Below are 17041 nucleotides of genomic sequence, written 5' to 3'. Positions count from 1 at the left end.
GAAGAGAGCCGGTGGCGCCGGCGGGGTTCAGAGCAGGACGTTGCGCCTGGTACGGAACGGCAGTACCGCCGCGACCAGGGTCAGCAGGAGCACCAGCGCCCAGTGCGCGCTCTCCTGCCGGGTGACGACGACGAACGTGAAGCTCTCGGCGAGCACCACCGTGCTGTGCAGCGTGTAGACGGCGGCGGCGATCGACCAGCGGTGGTCGGCCGTCACGTGGCCGGCGTAGCACGCCGCCAGGAGCAGCGCGGTCTCCAGCCCGACGCGGAGCATCGCGGAAGGGGTGGCTTCGACGATGTCGCGCCAGGCTGGATCCGCGCCGGCGGCCACGGGCACCGCGGCCAGCCACCACCACGAACGGCGGTGGAGGGTTTCGCCGCGAATGGCCAACGCCACGAGGCCGAGGATGAGGAGGCCGTTGGCGACGGCCGGGGCGATCGGGCCGCCGCTGGCGTAGAGCGCGGGCATCGACTGCCACGGCCGGTCGGGGAAGACCGGCAGCAGCGTCTCGTCCAGCCACGGCTTGGCCAGCGTGAGCGCCAGCGTCTTGACGGAGAGCAGGGCGGCCAGGGGGATCGCCAGGCGTACCCGGCCGAGCAGGGTGGCCAGGAACGTCGCCGCGGCCACGCCCACCCAGAGCGGGATGTTGCTCGCGTACGGGATGAGCACCGCCAGGTTGAGCAGGCTGAGCACCGTCACCGTGAGGTGCAGCCCGTCCGCCCGGGCCGGGCCGTGCGCCGACTGCAGGATGCGGGTCCTGATGCCGCCCTTGACCAGCGCGGCGGCCTCGCGCAGGGGAGGCAGCGCCCGGTCGGGCTCTGCCGTGGTCAGCAGGACGTCCAGCAACTCGTCGCCGTAGTCGGCGCGGTAGCCGTCGGGGTAGGCGCGCAGCAATAACCGGTAGCGGCGCTCCAGCCGGCTCATGAGAAGGTCATCCCGAGCGTGCGTCTGGTGACCACCGACGCGGCCTGCTGCATGCGCAGCGCCTCCTCCTCCACCAGGCGACGGCCGTCGTCGGTGATGCGGAAGTAGCGGCGCTTGCGGCCGTTGACGACCTCTTCCTTCTCGACCACGATCACGCCGGTGTCGGTGAGGCGGTCGAGCGCGCCGTACAGGGTGCCGACGGCGAGCTTGACACGGTCCTGGGAGAGTTCGACGACGCGCTTGAGTATCGCGTGCCCGTGGAGCGGGCCGTCCAGGAGGGCGGCGAGTACGAAATACGTCTGCTCACTCACCGACGATCCCCTAGACATGGCTGAGAAGATACTTCGAGGCGCGAAGCATGGTCAAGGTTCCCCTTAGTTCATCGCATACTCGGCGAGGAGCGTGTTGTTGATCTTCAGGTCCTTGGGGTTGTAGGCGGGGTAGAAGTCCTTGCCGCACTCCAGGTCGTCGAGCGCGGCCTTGATCTCCTTCTGGAAATAGGGCTTGGCCTGGGCGGCGGTGAGTTCCGGCATGATGATCTCCCCCGAGTCGGGGTCGAACTCGACGCCCCGCTGCTTCGCGCCGATCCGGGTCGCCATGTCGTGGATCGAGTCCTGGACGGCCATGGAGATGTCGCGCGGGGCGGTCTCGGCGACGGTGTAGCCCTTGCCACGCAGGCAGTCGGTCATCGCCGAGGCGAGCTCGACCAGCCGTTGGTCGCCGTCCACCTCTCGGGCGACGATGAGCTTCTTCGCCTGGCTGAACTGCGCGAAGATGTCTGTCCTCTCTGTGATCCTCTTGCCGAGGACCTCCTTGGCCGCGAGGGCGAAGCAGGTGTCGCGCGCCTTTTTGTAGGACGTGTACTGAGGCGCGGAGAGGTCGCCGGTGATCTTCGTGTTGGGGTCCTTGTCGACTTTGGCCTCTTCCTTGCTGATGCCGACCTCGCCCGGGTAGATGTACTCGGCGAAAACCCCGAAGCCGTATTTTTCGCGATATTTCCGCATTTCTTGGTAATCGCCGTTGTCGCGCTTGATCTCGGCGGCGGTCTTCTTCTCCTCCGGCGGTACGTAGGCGACGTATTTGAAGCCCTTCTGCTTCATGCAGTCGGCCAGCATCGACTCCATCTGGAGTTTCTTGTCCGCGGTCGCCGTAGTGGGGGTAGCCGAAGCCCCCGCTTTCGGCTCACCGCCCGCCTGGACGCTCCCGCAGCCGGTCAGTACGGCCAGCGCGCCCACGGCCAGGCTCACCTTCTTGATCATGGTCAGTAGTCCCCGCCGCCGAATTCGAGTGCCACGCGCTGCTGGATCTCCGCGTTCCTGGGTGAGTAGGCGGCGTAGAAGTCCTTGCCGCACGCCAGGTCGTCCAGCGCGACCCTGACCTCCTGGCTGAAGTAGCGCTTGCCGTCGGCGACGGAGATCACGGGCATCGTGTACTGCCCGTGCTTGGCCATCTCCTCGTCCTCCGGCTTGTCGTCGTTCTTGGCCAGCGCCTTGACCTTGTCCTCGAACATCCGCCAGCCCCACGTGTGGAGCGTGGACGGCCGGGTGTCGGCCACGGAGTAGCCCTTGCCCTTGAGGCAGGCGCCCATCTGCGCGGCCAGCTCGACCAGCTTCGGGTCGCCGTTGAGCTCGCGGTCCAGGACCTTCTCGACCGTCGCGTCCTCCTGGGCGTACAGGTCGTTCTCATCCTTGACGACCTTGCCGGTGACCTCCTTGATCGCCCGGGACTTGCACGCCGTCCGCTGCTTCTCGTACGCCGCGAGCTGGGCGGGTGACAGGTCCTGGATGATGGCGCTGTTCGGGCTGTCCTCCGCCGACCACAGCACCTCTTCCTTCTGGTCGGGATGCGCGTAGCGGTAGAAGACCGTGAAGCCCCTCTTCTCCCGCTCCTGCTTCATCGCCGCGTAGTCACCGAGATAGGCCCGGTCGTTCACGCTCTTGGACGTCTTGACCGGCGGCACCCAGGGGACGTACCTGAAGCCCTTCTTCTTCATGCAGTCGCCGACGATCGACTGGATCCGGTGCGCGTTGTCGGATGCTTTGGTGCTGCTCGCGGCCTTGGGGGTGGCGGTCGGGACGGGCTCGGCCGCGCACCCGGCGACGAGCACGAGTGCCGCGGCGAACGTGACGCGGCACATCATGGCGCGCTTTCCCCCGTTCCCGGCGGTCGCGGCAAGAGCTGATCTCTTGGGCATGCCGGAGACCATAGTCCGTTCAACGGAGTATCGTCAATCCAGGGCATGCCTCCGCTGCCGGAGGGGCAGGAGGGCGGCGGCCGCCGTCAGCAGTCCCAGCAGGGCCCAGTACGCCAGGTGCTGTGCGGAGGGGATCACGCCGTACTCGGGGAGCATCAGCAGGCTCACCCCGGCGACGGTGACCGCCAGGTAGAACGCGCAGCCGAGCGCCCAGCGCAGGTCACGGGTCAGGTAGCCGGCCGCGGCCGCGACGACCATCAGGGCCAGCTCCAGCCCCATCCGGCTCAGGCTGATCGGCAGATTGTGCTCCTCGAGCATCCAGGCGGGGCCGTCCCATGCCAGGAACGGGATCGCCGCCCACCACCACCAGGAACGCACGCGCGGGGCGCCCCCGCGCGGCGCCAGCGCCAGCAGGCCGAGTACCACCAGCCCGTAGGCGGCGGTCACGACCCCCGGATCGCTGTCGACGAACAGCGGCCGGTCGGTGAGCAGCCCCGGATAGACCGGCACCTGGGTCAGCTCCGCCACCTGCCGGCCGCCCGCGACGGCCACCGCCTTGACGCCGACGGCCACGGTGAGCGGGATCGCGGCCCAGAGCCACCCCCGCAGGACGGCCAGCACCGACAGGGCCGACAGTGCCGTCCACAACGGGATCGATCCGGCGTACGGCACCAGCGCCGCCAGATTGGCGACGGCCACGGCGGTGACGCCCAGGTGCAGCCCGTCCCGCCAGACGCTGCCACCCGCCAGGTGGATGACGCGCGTACGGATGCCACCGGCCACCAGCCCCGCCGCCTCCCTGGGCGGCGGGACGGTCCGATCGGCGTCCGTCGACTCCATCAGCACGTCGAGCAGCTCGTCGCCGTGCGCCTGCCGGTAGGGGCGCGGGTAGGCCAGCAGCAGCTTGCGGTAGCGGCGTTCGAGCACGCTCGTGACCGGACTTTCCAGCGTGGCCGTCATCCGCGCGCGATCCCCAGCAAGGACACCCCGGCCCGCGCCCCCCGCCCCCCGCTCAGACCCCAGACGGCGCCCAGGCTCCGGGCGGCGCCCAGGCCCCAGGCTTGTGCCTGGCCCGGTGACAGCCGCAGGACCAGCGCCGCCGCCTCCTGCATCCGCCTGGCCTCGGCCTCGACGAGCGCCTGGCCGTCGTCGGTGATGCGGAAGTAGCGGCGGTTGCGGCCGTTGACCGTCTCCTCCCGATCGACGGCGATCACGCCGCGCTCGTGCAGGCGCTCAAGGATGCCGTAGAGCGTGCCGACCGACGGGCGTACCCGGCCGTTGGACAGCTCCTGGATCAGCTTGCTGATCGCGTGTCCGTGGAGCGGTCCGTTGAGCAACGCGGTGAGCACGAAGAACATCGGCTCACTGACTTCAGAGGTTCCTCGGGGCATGGGGAAGACCGTATTCCGTTCAACGGAGTGTCTGCAACGCTTGTAACGCTTCGCGGCGAGGGGCGGCCGCCCACGGACAGCTAGTGCCTTTTGGGTCTTGTGTCCGGTGATGGGGAGATTAGTTTCGTTCTCACCATGACCAATACAGCCCGCGGCCTCGTGCTGCGTCTCCTCCGTGACGCCGGACCGATGCCGAGGGCGGAGCTCGCCCGCAGGACCGGGTTGTCGGCCACCACGATGACCAAGGTCGTCGGCCAGCTCATCGCGGACGGCTGCCTGGCGGAAGGGCCGCCGGGCGCGCCCCGGGTCGGGCGTCCCGCCACCGACGTGGCGCTGCAGCCGGAGGCGTTCTGGGTGGTCGGGGTGCACGCCGGGGCGGACGGGGTGCGGCTGGGGCTGCGCGACCTGCTGGGCCGGGCCGCGGGCGGCGCCGTACCTGCTTGCGGGCCGTTGACCGAGGCGATCCGCGCGCTGGTCGCCGCGTCGGGGGTGGACCCCGCGCGGGTGCTGGGCGCCGGCGTGGCCGCGCCCGACCGGTGCGTGGCCGACCGGCTCGGGGTCCCGCTCGGGCCGGGCGTCGTGACCGGCCACGACGCCTGCGCCATGGCCCTGGCCGAGGCGAGGTACGGCTGCCGCGCCCGTGACCTGGTCTACGTGCACGTGGACGGCGGCGTGAGCGCGGGGGCGGTGCTCGACGGCCGCCCTTTTCGCCCGGCGGACCTGGGCCACCTCCGCGTGACGGACGACGGCCCGCCCTGCGTCTGCGGCGGCACCGGCTGCCTGGCCGCCGTGATCTCCGGACCCGCCCTGTCCGCCCGCCTGCCCGGCGGCGGAGGAGGGCGGGAGGGCCTGATGGCGGCCGTGGCGGCCGATGCCGTGCTCCGTGAGGAGGTGGCCGCCTGGCTCGCCACCGCCCTGGCCGCCGCCGTCACCCTGCTCCGCCCCGAGCACGTACGGCTCGGCGGCCTGTTCGCGGCCGCGCCCGATGACCTGCTCGACCGGATACGCGCCGCCCTGCGTGCCAGGACACGCGAGCCCGTTCACCTGGACCACTGCGGCCTCGGCCGCGAGGCCGGAGTGGCCGGGGCGGCGGCGCTCGCGCTGGATCGTTTCTTCTACTGGCGGGACTAGCCGCCCGCCGGCCGCCTGGGCTGGAAGAGCCACGCGTCGAACAGCTTGTCGAGCTGCTTGCCCGACACCTTCTCGGCCAGCGCGACGAACTGCGCGGTGGTCACGTGCCCGTAGCGGTGTCCGGCGGCCCAGTCCTTGATCAGGCGGAAGAACGCGGGGTCGCCGATCTCGGTGCGCAGCGCGTGCAGCGTCATCGCGCCGCGCGTGTAGACCGACTCGTTGAACAGGTCCTTCGGCTTGGCCCTGCCGGGCGGGTAGGCCCAGATGGGGTCGGTGGCCGGGCGGGCGTAGTAGTTGTCGAAGACCGCCTGGGCGCGGGACTTGCCGCGGTGCTCCTGCCACAGCCACTCGGCGTAGGTGGCGAAGCCCTCGTTGAGCCACAGGTCGCGCCAGCGCTTGACGCTCAGGCTGTTGCCGAACCACTGGTGGGCCAGCTCGTGGGCGATGATGCCCTCGTCGGGGTCGAAGCCGCCGTACATGGGCTTGGTCTGGTTCTCCAGCGCGTAACCGGCGGGGAAGTTGTCCACCACGCCGCCCGTCGAGGAGAACGGGTAGGGGCCGAAGACCGTGCTCCAGTAGTCGGTGACCTGGCCGGAGACGGTGTAGAGCCGGTCGAGCGAGGAACGGAACCCGGGGTCGACGGCGACCAGGTTCGCGATGCCGGTGGCGGTCTTGCCCTGGCGCAGTTCGAAGCGGCCCAGCGTCGCCGTGGCCAGGTAGGTGACCATCGGGTGCTTCTCGCGCCAGGAGAAGGTGGTCTTGCCGCCCGAGGTCTGCGGCTTGCCGGTCAGCTCGCCGTTGGCCAGCGCGGTCAGCCCCTGCGGGACGGTGATCTCGAAGTCGAAGCGGGCCTTGTCGGCCGGGTGGTCGTTGGCGGGGAACCAGGTCTTGGCGCCGTTGGGCTCGCAGACGACGAAGGCGCCGTCGGGGGTGGCGATCCAGCCGTACGTGCCGAGGTTGGTGGCGTCCTTGATCGGCTTCGGGCTGCCCGAGTACGTGATCTTCACGGTGAACTTGGCGCCCTTGTCCAGCGGCCGCTCCGGGATCACGGTCAGCTCGTCGCCGCTGCGGGAGTACGTCGCCTCGCGCGCGTCGACCGACACGCCGCCGATGTCGAACCCGGCCAGGTCGAGGTTGAACCGGCTCAGCCGCTGCGTGGCCCTGGCCTGGATGGCGGCCGCGCCGTTGAGGTGGAGCTTGCCGGGGTCGTAGTCGAGGCGGAGGTCGTAGTGGGCGACGTCGTAGCCGCCGTTGCCGTCGAGCGGGAAATCGGCGTCGCCGATCCCCGGCGCGCCCGCGTCCCCTGCCACCGGCCGGGCCGACGTCGGGGCGGCGGCGCCGTTGGACGGCGAGCAGGCGAGCACGGCGAGAAGCGCGGTGAGCGATACCGCGATGCGCCGGGTGGACCCCATGGCCACGTCTCCCTTCGAAGCGTGACCAGAAGCCTACGATAGGTAAGACCCTGGTTCAGGCATCCACGACGAGCGTCTTGCCCGCCTTGTCGTGCAATGCCTGCTTACGACTGTCGAAGAGAATCCAGCCCAGGTCCAGGAGGGCGCCGATGCAGCACAGCCAGCTCAGCACGGTCCTGACCGCCTCGCGGATGGCCACCTGGCCGACCGTGGCCTTGCCGCCGTTCTCCTGCACGACCCGCATGCCGAAGACCTTCTTGCCGACCGTCTGGCCGTTCCAGTAGGAGTGCAGCAGCCAGAAGTAGAGGAAGGCGATGATCGACTGCAGGAAGACGTGCTGCGTCGGGATGCGCTCCCAGATGCCCCGGCTGGAGTCCCAGACGTACGTCCAGCTGTTCCAGCTGAACGGTATCGAGACGATCGCGATGATGATCTCGTCCAGGAGACCCGAGAACAGTCGCCGCCAGCGCCCCGCCAGTGGTGGTGTCATGCAAGCAAGATCACCACCACCGGGTCAGGACAAACTAAAGGTTGCCCCTGAGTTCCTGCTCGCGCTCGATGGCCTCGAACAGCGCCTTGAAGTTGCCCTTTCCGAAGCCGAGCGAGCCGTGGCGCTCGATGAGCTCGAAGAAGACCGTGGGCCGGTCCTGCACGGGCTTGGTGAAGATCTGCAGCAGGTAGCCGTCCTCGTCGCGGTCCACGAGGATCTTGCGCTTCTTCAGCTCCTCGATCGGCGCCCTGACCTCGCCGATGCGCGAGCGCAGCTCGGGATCGTCGTAGTAGGAGTCGGGAGTGTCGAGGAACTGCACGCCCGCCGCGCGCATGTTGTCCACCGTGGCCAGGATGTCGTTGGTGGCCAGCGCGATGTGCTGGACCCCGGGGCCCCCGTAGAACTCGAGGTACTCGTCGATCTGCGACTTCTTCCTGCTGATCGCGGGCTCGTTCAGCGGGAACTTGACCTTCCTGGTGCCGTCGGCGACGACCTTGGACATCAGCGCGGAGTACTCGGTGGCGATGTCGTCGCCCACGAACTCCGCCATGTTCGTGAAGCCCATCACCTTGCGGTAGAACTCCACCCACTCATCCATCTTGCCCAGCTCGACGTTGCCGACGCAGTGGTCGATCGCCTGGAAGAACCGCTTGGCCGGAGGCGCCACCATCGGCTCGCGGGCGGCGTAGCCGGGCAGGTAGGGGCCGTTGTAGTTGGAGCGGTCGATCAACGTGTGGCGGGTCTCGCCGTAGGTGGCGATCGCGGCGACGATCACCTTCCCGTGCTCGTCCTCCATCGTGTACGGCTCCGCCAGCCCCCGCGCCCCATGGGCGACGGCATAGGCGTACCCCGCCTCGACGTCGGGCACCTCGATGGCCAGGTCGATCACGCCGTCGCCGTGTTCGGCCACATGGCGGGCCAGGTCGTGGCCGGGCCGTACCGCGGCCCTGAACTCGAAGACGGCGCCGCCGGACTTGAGCACGTACGCCACCTCGTCCCTGCTGCCGGTCTCCGGGCCCCGGTAGGCCACCAGCTGCATTCCGAAGGCGGTCGAGTAGTAGTGGGCGGTCTGCTTGGCGTTGCCCACCGCGAAGACCACGGCGTGCATGCCGTTCACCGGAAATACGTCGCTCATAGGGCTAACTGTTGAATTTGATGCGCTTAGTGCGCAACAGTGACTTGTTTTGGTGGACAATCTGTCCATGGCCATCGACGAACTGGACGCCAAACTGCTCAGTCTGCTAGCCACTGAGCCGCGGCTCGGTGTCCTGGAGTGCTCGCGGCGGCTCGGCGTGGCGCGCGGGACCGTCCAGGCTCGGCTCGATCGCATGATCGCCCGGGGGGTGATCACCGGCTTCGGTCCTGACGTCTCGCCCGCCGCGCTCGGTTACGACGTCATGGCGTTCGTCACAATGGAGATTCGCCAGGTGGCCGGGCACGACCCCGTGGCGGACCGGCTCGCGCACATTCCCGAGGTGCTCGAAGTTCACACGATCACCGGCGGAAGCGATCTCATCTGCCGGGTCGTGGCGCGCACGAATGCCGACCTCCAGCGGGTTATCGACCAGATCGTGGAAGTCCAGGGGGTGCTCAGAACATCCTCCGTAATCGCGCTCGACACACCTGTCCCATACCGTGTGCTGCCCTTGGTCGCGGATGTCCCGCGTCGTGTGGCGCGGTAGACGTACCATCGGGTTCAGGGTCGAGGCACCGTTATCGATCGTTTACCCTTGACATTCGCCCAGGTCGCGAGGGCGGAGCAGAGGGCGATCGGGGGGTTGCGCGTGCGGAGTGATGGGGAGAAGGGCATGCGAAAGCGGCGGATTCTCCGCTATTTCCTAATCGCCAGTGGTGTGGGAATCGTCGTGATGATCGGGCTCTTCGGCATCGCGTGGGCGATGACTCCCATTCCCGACAGCACGCAGAAGCAGGCCACCGCACAGGGCTCCGTCATCTACTACCGCGACGGCAAGACCGAGATCGCCCGGCAGGGCGTCGACCGTAAGAACGTTCCACTCGCGAGCGTGCCCAAGCACGTACGCGACGCGGTCATCGCCATCGAGAACCGCTCCTTCTACACCGACAGCGGCGTGTCGGTGAAGGGCACCGTGCGCTCCGTCTGGTCCACCGTCACCGGCCAGCAGCTGCAGGGCGGCTCCACGATCACGCAGCAGCTCGTCCGCAACTACTACAGCGGGCTCAGCCAGGAGCGATCGGTCACCCGCAAGTTCAAAGAGATCCTCATCGCGATGAAGGTCGACCAGTCCAAGTCGAAGGAATGGGTGCTGGAGCAGTACCTCAACACGATCTACTTCGGCCGTGGCGCCAACGGCGTGCAGGCCGCCTCCCAGGCCTACTTCGGCAAGGACGTCAGCAAGATCACCGTCTCCGAGGCCGCCTACCTCGCCTCCGTCATCCAGCAGCCCAGCCGCTTCGCCGACCCCCAGGGCGGCGACCTCGACGCGGCCAAGTCCCGCTGGACCTCGGTGATCAACGGCATGCGCGAGATCGGCGCGCTCACGCCCGACCAGGCGGCGGCCGAGAAGTTCCCCACGCTCAAGGCGCCCAAGAAGCCCTTCGAGTTCAAGGGCCAGAGCCAGTACATGGTCGACCAGGTGCGCGCCGAGCTCAACCGGCGCGGCTACACCGACGAGGCCATCAACGGCGGCGGCCTGAAGATCGTGACCACCTTCGACAAGAAGCTCATGGACGCCGCCGCCCGCGCCGTGAAGCAGGTCGTCCCGGCCGCCACCCCGAAGAAGGTCCGCGTCGGCCTGGCCGCGGTCGAACCGTCCACCGGTGAGGTCATCGCCTTCTACGGCGGCAAGGCCTCCCAGTACAAGTACGACAACGCCTTCTCCTCCCAGGTGCAGGCGGGCTCGACCTTCAAGCCGTACACGCTCGCCGCCGCGCTCAACGACGGCATGGGCCTCTCGACGCGGGTCGACGGCAACTCACCGATGCGCGTGGCCTCCGACCCCTCGCACCCCATCCCCAACGACAGCGGGCGCTCTTATGGCCACATCAACCTGATCCGCGCCACCCAGAGCTCGGTCAACACCGCCTTCGTCGACCTCGGCCAGAAGGTCGGCCTCGACAAGGTCGCCGCCACCGCCGAGGCCATGGGCATCCCGGCCGCCCAGCTCAAGCAGCACCAGGGCGCCGCCTCGTTCCCGCTCGGCGTGGCCTCGCTCAGCGCCGTGCAGAACGCCTCCGGCTTCTCCACCTTCGCCAACAGCGGCGTACACGCCGAGGCGCACGTCATCAAGTCGGTCACCGACGCCCGCGGCAAGAAGACGACGATCAAGCCGGCCACCGCCCAGGCCATCAGCAAGGAGGCCGCCGGCGACGCCACGTACGCGATGCAGCAGGTCGTCAAGTACGGCACCGGCACCGCCGCCCGCCTCTACGACCGCCCCGTCGCCGGCAAGACCGGCACCACCGACGACTCCGGCGCGGTGTGGTTCAACGGCTTCACCGCCCAGATGGCGACCGCGGTGAACATGTTCCGCGACGACAACAAGACCGTCCAGATCCCCGGGTACGGCGTGCAGTTCGGCGGCCAGCTCCCGGCCCAGATCTGGCGGGCCTTCATGACCGAGGCGATGGCCGGCAAGCCCGTCGTGCAGTTCCCCGAGCCCACGGACTTCGGCTACGGCATGTACGACTCCGAGCCCGAGGACGACCGCGGCATGCGCGACGACAACGCCCGCGATCCGGACGACTGGCCCAACGACGACGTCACCCAGACGCCCGACCCGACGTTCGAGCCCACGGAACCCGAGCCCTCGGACACGCCCAGCGACGACCCGACCCTCCCGGAGGACCCGGAGACCGGCCCGCCCACGGGCGGCGACGGCACCGGCGCCCCCACCACGGGACCGGGAGAGGGCCGCGACAACGCCGGCCGCCCCGCCAACGGCCGCCCCAACGGCTAGGCGCCGGGCCGCCACCAGTCGTCGAACGGCGTGACGGGAAGGGCCCGCTTGTGCCGGGTGGCGAGATAGGTCGACTCGATCTTGGCCGCCACCTCAGGCGGTACCTCGGCGCCTTCCAGGTAGTCGTCGATCTGGGCGTAGGTCAGGCCGAGCGCCACCTCGTCGGGCAGCGCGGGCCGATCGTCCTCCAGGTCGGCGGTCGGCACCTTCTCCCAGACGCTCGGCGGCGCGCCCAGCTCCTGGAGCAGCGCGGCGCCCTGGCGCTTGGTCAGCCCGGTCAGCGGGGTGAGGTCGGCGCCGCCGTCGCCGTACTTGGTGAAGAAGCCGGTCACGGCCTCCGCCGCGTGGTCGGTGCCCACGACGAGCATGCCGAGCTGCCCGGCGATCGCGAACTGGATCACCATGCGCTCGCGCGCCTTGGTGTTGCCGCGCACGAAGTCGCGCAGCGCGGGCTCATCGCCCAGCAGTTCCCGCACGCCGAGCGCCGTCTGCGCCGCGGTCGCGTCCGCGCCCGGCTTGACGTTCACCGCGATCGAGCGGTCCGGGCGGATGAAGTCCAGGGCGATCTGCGCGTCGTGCTCGTCGGCCTGCACGCCGTAGGGCAGCCGCGCCGCGACGAAGGTGGCCGCGTGCCCGTCTGCGCGCAGTTCCTCGGCGGCGAGCTGGCACAACCGGCCGGTCAGCGTGCTGTCCTGGCCGCCGCTGACCCCGAGCACGTAGCCCTTGGCCGGGGTCGAGCGCAGGTAGTCCTTGAGAAAGTCGATCCGCTGCCGGATTTCGACTTTGGGGACGATGGTCGCCTTCACCCCGAGTTCGCGGAGAATCTGCTCCCGTAGGTTAGCCATCCCGGTACTTTAGGCCGACAGCTCGGCCCGCAGGTCCGCCGGGGTGGTCACGGGCAGCCGGCAGGCGAAGTCGCGGCAGACGTAGGCCGTGGCCCCGCCGTCGATCCCCGTGCGCCCCGCCAGCAGCGGCACCTCCTCGGACGGCCCCAGCGCGATCACCAGCCCCGGCGAGCCGGACAGCATGGCCTCCCGGTGCAGCGCCCGCGTGCCGGGATCGCCGGGATCGCCGACCACGGCCACCTCCACCGGCCCGGACAGCGCCGCGGCGGCGACCGCCAGGCCCCAGCCCGCGAACCTTGCATGGCCTGAGGCGAGCACGGACACGGTGCCGAGCGCGTCGTAGGCCGCCTCGCGGTGCCGCCTGGAGCCGGTCAGCGCCGCGTACGACAGCAGGGCCCCGGCCGCCGCGAACTGCCCCGAGGGCACCGCGTTGTCCGTCGGGTCCTGCGGACGCTGGAACAGCCGCTCGGAGTCGTCGGCGGTGTCGTAGAACCCGCCCTCGCCGTCGGCGAACCGGCTGAGCACGGTCTCCAGCAGCGTCCCCGCCAGCGTGAACCAGCGGGTCTCGCCCGTCGCCGAGTAGAGGGTGAGCAGGCCCTCCGCCACGTCGGCGTAGTCCTCCAGCACGCCGGAGTTGGCGCCCGCCCGGCCGTCGCGGGAGGTGCGGGTCAGCCGGTCGCCGGTGACGTGCACCTTCTCCAGCAGTACGGCCGCCGCGCGCGCCGCCGCCACCAGGTCGTCGCGCTCGAACACCACGCCGGTCTCGGCCAGCGCGGCGATGGCCAGGCCGTTCCAGGCGGCCACGACCTTGTCGTCGCGGCCGGGCCGTACCCGCAGGTCACGGGCGGCGAGCAAGCGTTCGCGGACCCGCTCGTAGCGCGCGACGTCGTCCGGGTCGCGCAGCAGTTGTAGCACCGACGTGCCGTGCTCGAACGTGCCGGTGACCTCGAACAGCTCCGCCGCCCACGCGCCGTCGCCGGCGCCGAGCACGTCCGTGAGCTCGGCGGGCGTCCAGACGTAGAACTTGCCCTCCTCGCCCTCGCTGTCGGCGTCGAGCGCGGAGGCGAACCCGCCCTCGGCGGTGCCCATCTCGCGCAGCAGCCACTCGGCGGTCTCCAGCGCGATCCTGCGGGCCAGCGGCTCGCGTGACAGCCGCCACCAGTGGGTGTAGACGCGCAGCAGCAGGGCGTTGTCGTAGAGCATCTTCTCGAAGTGCGGCACCACCCAGCCCGCGTCCACGCTGTAGCGGGCGAAGCCGCCGCCGAGCTGGTCGTAGATGCCGCCCCTGGCCATCGCCTCCAGCGTGCGCGCCGACATCTCGCGCTCGCCCGCGCGCAGCAGGAACTCCAGCACCATCGACGGCGGGAACTTGGGCGCGTCACCGAACCCGCCCCGCTCGGCGTCGAAGCCCGCCCGCAGATTCCGTACGGCCCGCTCCAGCGTGGCCGCCTCAGGCAGCGGCCCGTTGGGCAGCGAGGTGTGGGAGTTGAGCGCCTGGACCACCTTCGACCCCTGGGCCAGGACCTGCTCGCGGTCGCCCGTCCACGCCTGGTGGACGCCGAGCAGCAGCCGCCGGAAGGTGTCGCGGGGGAAGTAGGTGCCGCAGTAGAAGGGGTGGCCGTCAGGCGTGGCGAACACCGTCATCGGCCAGCCGCCCTGGTGGGTCATGGCCTGGGTGGCGCTCATGTACACGGCGTCGACGTCGGGCCGTTCCTCGCGGTCCACCTTGACGCAGACGAAGTGCTCGTTCATCAACTGGGCGGTGGCTTCGTCCTCGAAGCTCTCATGCGCCATCACATGGCATCAGTGGCGGTCAAGAAGCGAGTAACCAATGGCAGGATGAGTAACCCACACTGATCAGTAGGGGTACGTCCCGCCGTCTCGCTTCTTGCATCGCCTCCTCTCCCCAAGGCCACCAGTCGACTGGATTGGCGGCGTGCTGGAGGAGGTAGGGAGAGGTCTCACTACCCAGCCGGTTCATGTGACCATCCTGTCAGAACCGAACAACTAGGTCACCGGGACGAACCGGGCGGTCCGGGACGCGCCGCCGTCGTGGGGCGTAGGTTACGGAGCGTGGATCTGGATTTCGTCAGCAGGCATGCCGGCCGCCCCGCCGCCGCCCTCACCCGCAGGGACGTGGCCCGCGCGCTGCTCGCCGTACCGTCGGGGGTGGCGCTTGTGGCTATGCCCGACCTGCGCCGCGCCCTCATGGGCGCGGCCAACCCGCTCTCCCTGCCGTTCTGGGAGTCGGCCAAGGCGATGCTCAGCTCGATCGAGTCGGGCGCGGCCACCGTCGGTGAGGTGCAGCGGTGGCTGGAGGCCACGGGCAGCGAGCCGATCCTGCTGACCCCCGGCTACTTCGTCTGGCCGGAGGAGGACGAGCGCGGCCCGGTGGCGGCCGAGATGTACGACCTGATGGTCGCCTTCCTGGAGGAGCGGATCGCGGCGGGGGAGATCGACCCTGACGCGCTGGCCCGCGAGGAGCCGGAGGAGCGCCGCGCGTACGAGGATTTGCAGGAGCGCTGGCTCAACTCGCCGCTGCCCGACGGGCGGGTGCCCGGTCACGCGGTCAGCGACGAGCAGGACGAGGAGTTGTTCGCCGCCTGGGACGAGGAGGAGGCGTTCGCGCTGTCGGAGCTGCGCCGGATCGTGGCCCAGCTGCCCAAGCGGCCGGAGCTGCCCGAGGCCGACCTGGAGCGGGCGGCCGAGCGCCTGCGGGAGATCCTCGGCCTGCCCGGCTATCCGGGCAACGTGCTGCGCGCCTGCGCGGGGCTGGACGACCGGCCGCTGCCCGACGACGACGCGGACCTGTGGACGGCGGTCGCGGCCGGCATCGCCGGGCCGATCTCCGACCTCGCCGACGTCGAGGACCCGGAGGAGTTCACCGACCTCGACGCCGAACTCGGCCACGAGGACACGGTGCTGGCCAACCTCTGCGCGATCCAGCACGCCGACTGGCTGGCCGCCGTGGCCGCCCTGGCCAGGCTGGGCCCCGGGGTGCTGGCCTCGCCCGAGCGGATCGCCAGGCTCATCGCCGAGTCGGAGGACATCGACGTCGAAGGCGCGGAAGGCGACGAGGAGGAGCTCGCCACCACCGAGGGACTGTTCCTGCCGGTGGTGTTCCTGTGGGGCTACCTCGGCATCGTGGACCAGGACGACGTGCTCACGCCGCTCGGCTGGTGGGGCCTGCCGAGGGCGCTGGAGCGCGCCTGGTCACCCGCTGAGTAGGTCCTGGTACTCGGGGTGGCGCTCGATGTAGGTCTTCACGTACGGGCACACCGGCGAGACCTTCAGCCCGGTGTCGCGGCTGGCGTCGAGCGCGTGCCTGACCAGCCGGCCCGCCAGGCCCTGGCCCTCGAACTCCCGCAGCACCTCGGTGTGGGTGAAAACGATCTTCGTGGGCAGCAGCTTGTAGTCGGCGAACCCGGCGACCCTGCCGTCCACGAGGATCTCGAAGCGGCTCTCCGTCGAGTTGTCGACTATCTCGGTCGGCATCTACTCGGCTTTCTTCTCGTCGGGTACGTCGCCGTCGCGCGGCACCGTGATCCTGCCCATCTGCTTGTTCATGGACCTGATCAAGAGGAAAAGGGCCGCGCCGATGGCCGCCACGACGAGGAAGCCGAGCAGGCCGGGGCTGACTTCGCCAGCTGCCAGAACTGTCACTCTTCCAGTCTGCCATCCGGGTGCGGTGGTCGGACCGGCACCCGGTCCCGTTCAGTGGCAGGCGGGGCTGGGGTCGTCGGCGTGGATGCCGGCGAAGAGATCGTCCTCCGGCAGATCGGTGTCGACCAGCGAGCGCGCCAGGTGGTAGTCCTCGGTCGGCCAGACCTCCTGCTGCAGCTCGCGCGGGCAGCTGAAGAACCAGCCGTCGGGGTCGATCTGCGTGGCGTGGGCGATGAGCGCCTGGTCGCGGATGTCGAAGTACTCGGCGCACGGCACCCGGGTGGTCACCGGCCACTTGGCGGGCCGGTCCTCCCAGCGGGAGATCCAGTCGGCGTACGGCGAGCCGATGCCGCGCTCGGTCATCGCGTCGTGCAGCGCCTCGAAGCGCTCCTTGGTGAAGCCCATCTGGTAGTAGAGCTTCAGCGGCTGCCACGGGTCGCCGGTGCCCGGGTAACGGTCGGGGTCGCCGGCCGCCTCGAAGGCCTCGACGGAGACCCGGTTGGTCATGATGTGGTCGGGGTGCGGGTAGCCGCCGTCGTCGTCATAAGTGATGATCACGTGCGGGCGGAACTCGCGGACCGCGGCGACAAGCGGCTCGGCGGCCTTCTCCAGCGGCTGGAGGGCGAAGCAGCCGTCGGGCAGCTCCTCCTCCTCGCTCTCCGGCAGCCCCGAGTCGATGAAGCCGAGAAAACGCTGCTGGACGCCGAGGATCTCGCGCGCGCGATCCATCTCCGCCCTGCGGATCTCGGCGATGTTGGCGACCACCTCGGGACGGTCCATCTTCGGGTTGAGCACGGAACCGCGCTCGCCGCCCGTGAGGGTACAGACCAGGACCTCGACGCCTTCGCGCACGTAGCGCGCCATCGTGGCGGCGCCCTTGCTCGACTCGTCATCCGGATGGGCGTGGACGGCCATCAGCCTCAGCGGTGCACTCACGGGCTCGATGTCTCCTCAGTTGGACCGATCAGTTGCCCAGAGAGGTTAGTTTCTGCTGGGCGGTCGCGAGGGCGGGGCCCACGCGGGCGACAATTGTCTCGGATAACGCTTAGGGAG

At 69.7% G+C, this 17041-nt stretch carries 17 protein-coding genes and 1 pseudogene; 4 read left to right on the top strand and 14 right to left on the bottom strand.

All coding sequences use genetic code 11. The features are described from left to right. Positions 1-27: 27 nt before the first annotated feature. The 6 genes from ACFWY5_RS37745 to ACFWY5_RS37720 are packed head-to-tail and all read right to left on the bottom strand — an operon-like array spanning position 28 to position 4509. Positions 28-924 carry a hypothetical protein gene (locus ACFWY5_RS37745; RefSeq protein ID WP_379610745.1) on the bottom strand — a complete coding sequence of 299 codons (897 nt, stop codon included), beginning with the start codon at positions 922-924 and terminating at the stop codon, positions 28-30. Next, a complete protein-coding gene (locus tag ACFWY5_RS37740) occupies positions 921-1253 on the bottom strand; it encodes a PadR family transcriptional regulator (RefSeq protein WP_379610744.1) in 333 nt (110 codons plus the stop codon). The genes ACFWY5_RS37745 and ACFWY5_RS37740 overlap by 4 nt, the downstream gene beginning before the upstream one ends. A gap of 45 nt (positions 1254-1298) precedes the next feature. Further along, positions 1299-2183 (bottom strand): hypothetical protein, encoded by an 885-nt coding sequence (locus tag ACFWY5_RS37735; RefSeq protein WP_379637621.1) that lies wholly within the window; start codon positions 2181-2183, stop codon positions 1299-1301. Positions 2184-2185: 2 nt separating this feature from the next. Further along, a complete protein-coding gene (locus ACFWY5_RS37730; protein WP_379637620.1) occupies positions 2186-3118 on the bottom strand; it encodes a hypothetical protein in 933 nt (310 codons plus the stop codon). Positions 3119-3151: 33 nt separating this feature from the next. Continuing rightward, positions 3152-4078: a hypothetical protein gene (locus tag ACFWY5_RS37725; protein WP_379637619.1), complete on the bottom strand. Its 927-nt coding sequence runs from the start codon at positions 4076-4078 to the stop codon at positions 3152-3154. Beyond that, positions 4075-4509: a PadR family transcriptional regulator gene (locus ACFWY5_RS37720; protein ID WP_379610740.1), complete on the bottom strand. Its 435-nt coding sequence runs from the start codon at positions 4507-4509 to the stop codon at positions 4075-4077. The genes ACFWY5_RS37725 and ACFWY5_RS37720 overlap by 4 nt, the downstream gene beginning before the upstream one ends. Before the next feature lie 135 nt (positions 4510-4644). On the opposite strand from ACFWY5_RS37720, the gene ACFWY5_RS37715 reads away from it, so the two are divergent. After that, positions 4645-5640, top strand: a complete 996-nt coding sequence (locus tag ACFWY5_RS37715; protein ID WP_379637618.1) for an ROK family protein — start codon at positions 4645-4647, stop codon at positions 5638-5640. On the opposite strand, the gene ACFWY5_RS37710 is transcribed toward ACFWY5_RS37715, so the two are convergent. Genes ACFWY5_RS37710 through hppD form a run of 3 tightly spaced genes read right to left on the bottom strand, consistent with a single transcriptional unit; the run spans position 5637 to position 8677 of the window. Then, positions 5637-7052 (bottom strand): M1 family metallopeptidase, encoded by a 1416-nt coding sequence (locus tag ACFWY5_RS37710; RefSeq protein ID WP_379637617.1) that lies wholly within the window; start codon positions 7050-7052, stop codon positions 5637-5639. The two genes, ACFWY5_RS37715 and ACFWY5_RS37710, sit on opposite strands and share 4 nt — an antisense overlap. A gap of 55 nt (positions 7053-7107) precedes the next feature. Beyond that, positions 7108-7542: an RDD family protein gene (locus tag ACFWY5_RS37705; protein ID WP_379610737.1), complete on the bottom strand. Its 435-nt coding sequence runs from the start codon at positions 7540-7542 to the stop codon at positions 7108-7110. A gap of 34 nt (positions 7543-7576) precedes the next feature. Beyond that, entirely contained in the window at positions 7577-8677 is a 1101-nt protein-coding gene (hppD, locus tag ACFWY5_RS37700; protein WP_379637616.1) for a 4-hydroxyphenylpyruvate dioxygenase, read from the bottom strand. A 67-nt stretch (positions 8678-8744) separates the two neighbouring features. On the opposite strand from hppD, the gene ACFWY5_RS37695 reads away from it, so the two are divergent. Together ACFWY5_RS37695 and ACFWY5_RS37690 are read left to right on the top strand one after the other, a co-directional pair. Beyond that, complete coding sequence (locus ACFWY5_RS37695) at positions 8745-9224, top strand: Lrp/AsnC family transcriptional regulator (RefSeq protein ID WP_379637615.1); 480 nt, start codon at positions 8745-8747, stop codon at positions 9222-9224. 186 nt (positions 9225-9410) lie between these two features. Continuing rightward, entirely contained in the window at positions 9411-11480 is a 2070-nt protein-coding gene (locus ACFWY5_RS37690; RefSeq protein ID WP_379637656.1) for a transglycosylase domain-containing protein, read from the top strand. On the opposite strand, the gene nadE is transcribed toward ACFWY5_RS37690, so the two are convergent. Together nadE and ACFWY5_RS37680 are read right to left on the bottom strand one after the other, a co-directional pair. Further along, positions 11477-12325, bottom strand: coding sequence for an ammonia-dependent NAD(+) synthetase (gene nadE, locus ACFWY5_RS37685; RefSeq protein WP_379637613.1), 849 nt, complete (start codon positions 12323-12325; stop codon positions 11477-11479). The genes ACFWY5_RS37690 and nadE overlap by 4 nt on opposite strands. Before the next feature lie 9 nt (positions 12326-12334). Then, a pseudogene (locus ACFWY5_RS37680) lies at positions 12335-14306 on the bottom strand (thioredoxin domain-containing protein). 92 nt (positions 14307-14398) lie between these two features. On the opposite strand from ACFWY5_RS37680, the gene ACFWY5_RS37675 reads away from it, so the two are divergent. Next, the gene (locus ACFWY5_RS37675) at positions 14399-15553 is read left to right on the top strand and encodes a hypothetical protein (protein WP_379610735.1); all 1155 of its coding nucleotides are present in this window, start codon (positions 14399-14401) and stop codon (positions 15551-15553) included. Here the strand turns inward: ACFWY5_RS37675 and ACFWY5_RS37670 are convergent. Genes ACFWY5_RS37670 through mca form a run of 3 tightly spaced genes read right to left on the bottom strand, consistent with a single transcriptional unit; the run spans position 15539 to position 16924 of the window. Next, the gene (locus ACFWY5_RS37670; RefSeq protein WP_379610734.1) at positions 15539-15820 is read right to left on the bottom strand and encodes a GNAT family N-acetyltransferase; all 282 of its coding nucleotides are present in this window, start codon (positions 15818-15820) and stop codon (positions 15539-15541) included. The two genes, ACFWY5_RS37675 and ACFWY5_RS37670, sit on opposite strands and share 15 nt — an antisense overlap. Next, on the bottom strand, positions 15821-15988 hold the full coding sequence (locus ACFWY5_RS37665) for a hypothetical protein (protein ID WP_379610733.1): 168 nt from the start codon (positions 15986-15988) through the stop codon (positions 15821-15823). Between the two features lie 51 nt (positions 15989-16039). Beyond that, positions 16040-16924: a mycothiol conjugate amidase Mca gene (mca, locus tag ACFWY5_RS37660; protein ID WP_379610732.1), complete on the bottom strand. Its 885-nt coding sequence runs from the start codon at positions 16922-16924 to the stop codon at positions 16040-16042. Between the last annotated feature and the right edge of the window lie 117 nt (positions 16925-17041).

Source organism: Nonomuraea sp. NPDC059007 (assembly GCF_042740555.1).
In the GTDB taxonomy this organism is placed as follows: Bacteria; Actinomycetota; Actinomycetes; order Streptosporangiales; family Streptosporangiaceae; genus Nonomuraea.
This window is presented reverse-complemented; position numbering and strand designations above follow the sequence as displayed.

Bases quoted from the DNA above. Each gene is read 5' to 3' on its own strand.
- ACFWY5_RS37745 (WP_379610745.1), bottom strand. From the start codon at position 924: ATGAGCCGGCTGGAGCGCCGCTACCGGTTATTGCTGCGCGCCTACCCC.
- ACFWY5_RS37740 (WP_379610744.1), bottom strand. From the start codon at position 1,253: ATGTCTAGGGGATCGTCGGTGAGTGAGCAGACGTATTTCGTACTCGCC.
- ACFWY5_RS37735 (WP_379637621.1), bottom strand. From the start codon at position 2,183: ATGATCAAGAAGGTGAGCCTGGCCGTGGGCGCGCTGGCCGTACTGACC.
- ACFWY5_RS37730 (WP_379637620.1), bottom strand. From the start codon at position 3,118: ATGCCCAAGAGATCAGCTCTTGCCGCGACCGCCGGGAACGGGGGAAAG.
- ACFWY5_RS37725 (WP_379637619.1), bottom strand. From the start codon at position 4,078: ATGACGGCCACGCTGGAAAGTCCGGTCACGAGCGTGCTCGAACGCCGC.
- ACFWY5_RS37720 (WP_379610740.1), bottom strand. From the start codon at position 4,509: ATGCCCCGAGGAACCTCTGAAGTCAGTGAGCCGATGTTCTTCGTGCTC.
- ACFWY5_RS37715 (WP_379637618.1), top strand. From the start codon at position 4,645: ATGACCAATACAGCCCGCGGCCTCGTGCTGCGTCTCCTCCGTGACGCC.
- ACFWY5_RS37710 (WP_379637617.1), bottom strand. From the start codon at position 7,052: ATGGGGTCCACCCGGCGCATCGCGGTATCGCTCACCGCGCTTCTCGCC.
- ACFWY5_RS37705 (WP_379610737.1), bottom strand. From the start codon at position 7,542: ATGACACCACCACTGGCGGGGCGCTGGCGGCGACTGTTCTCGGGTCTC.
- hppD (WP_379637616.1), bottom strand. From the start codon at position 8,677: ATGAGCGACGTATTTCCGGTGAACGGCATGCACGCCGTGGTCTTCGCG.
- ACFWY5_RS37695 (WP_379637615.1), top strand. From the start codon at position 8,745: ATGGCCATCGACGAACTGGACGCCAAACTGCTCAGTCTGCTAGCCACT.
- ACFWY5_RS37690 (WP_379637656.1), top strand. From the start codon at position 9,411: ATGATCGGGCTCTTCGGCATCGCGTGGGCGATGACTCCCATTCCCGAC.
- nadE (WP_379637613.1), bottom strand. From the start codon at position 12,325: ATGGCTAACCTACGGGAGCAGATTCTCCGCGAACTCGGGGTGAAGGCG.
- ACFWY5_RS37670 (WP_379610734.1), bottom strand. From the start codon at position 15,820: ATGCCGACCGAGATAGTCGACAACTCGACGGAGAGCCGCTTCGAGATC.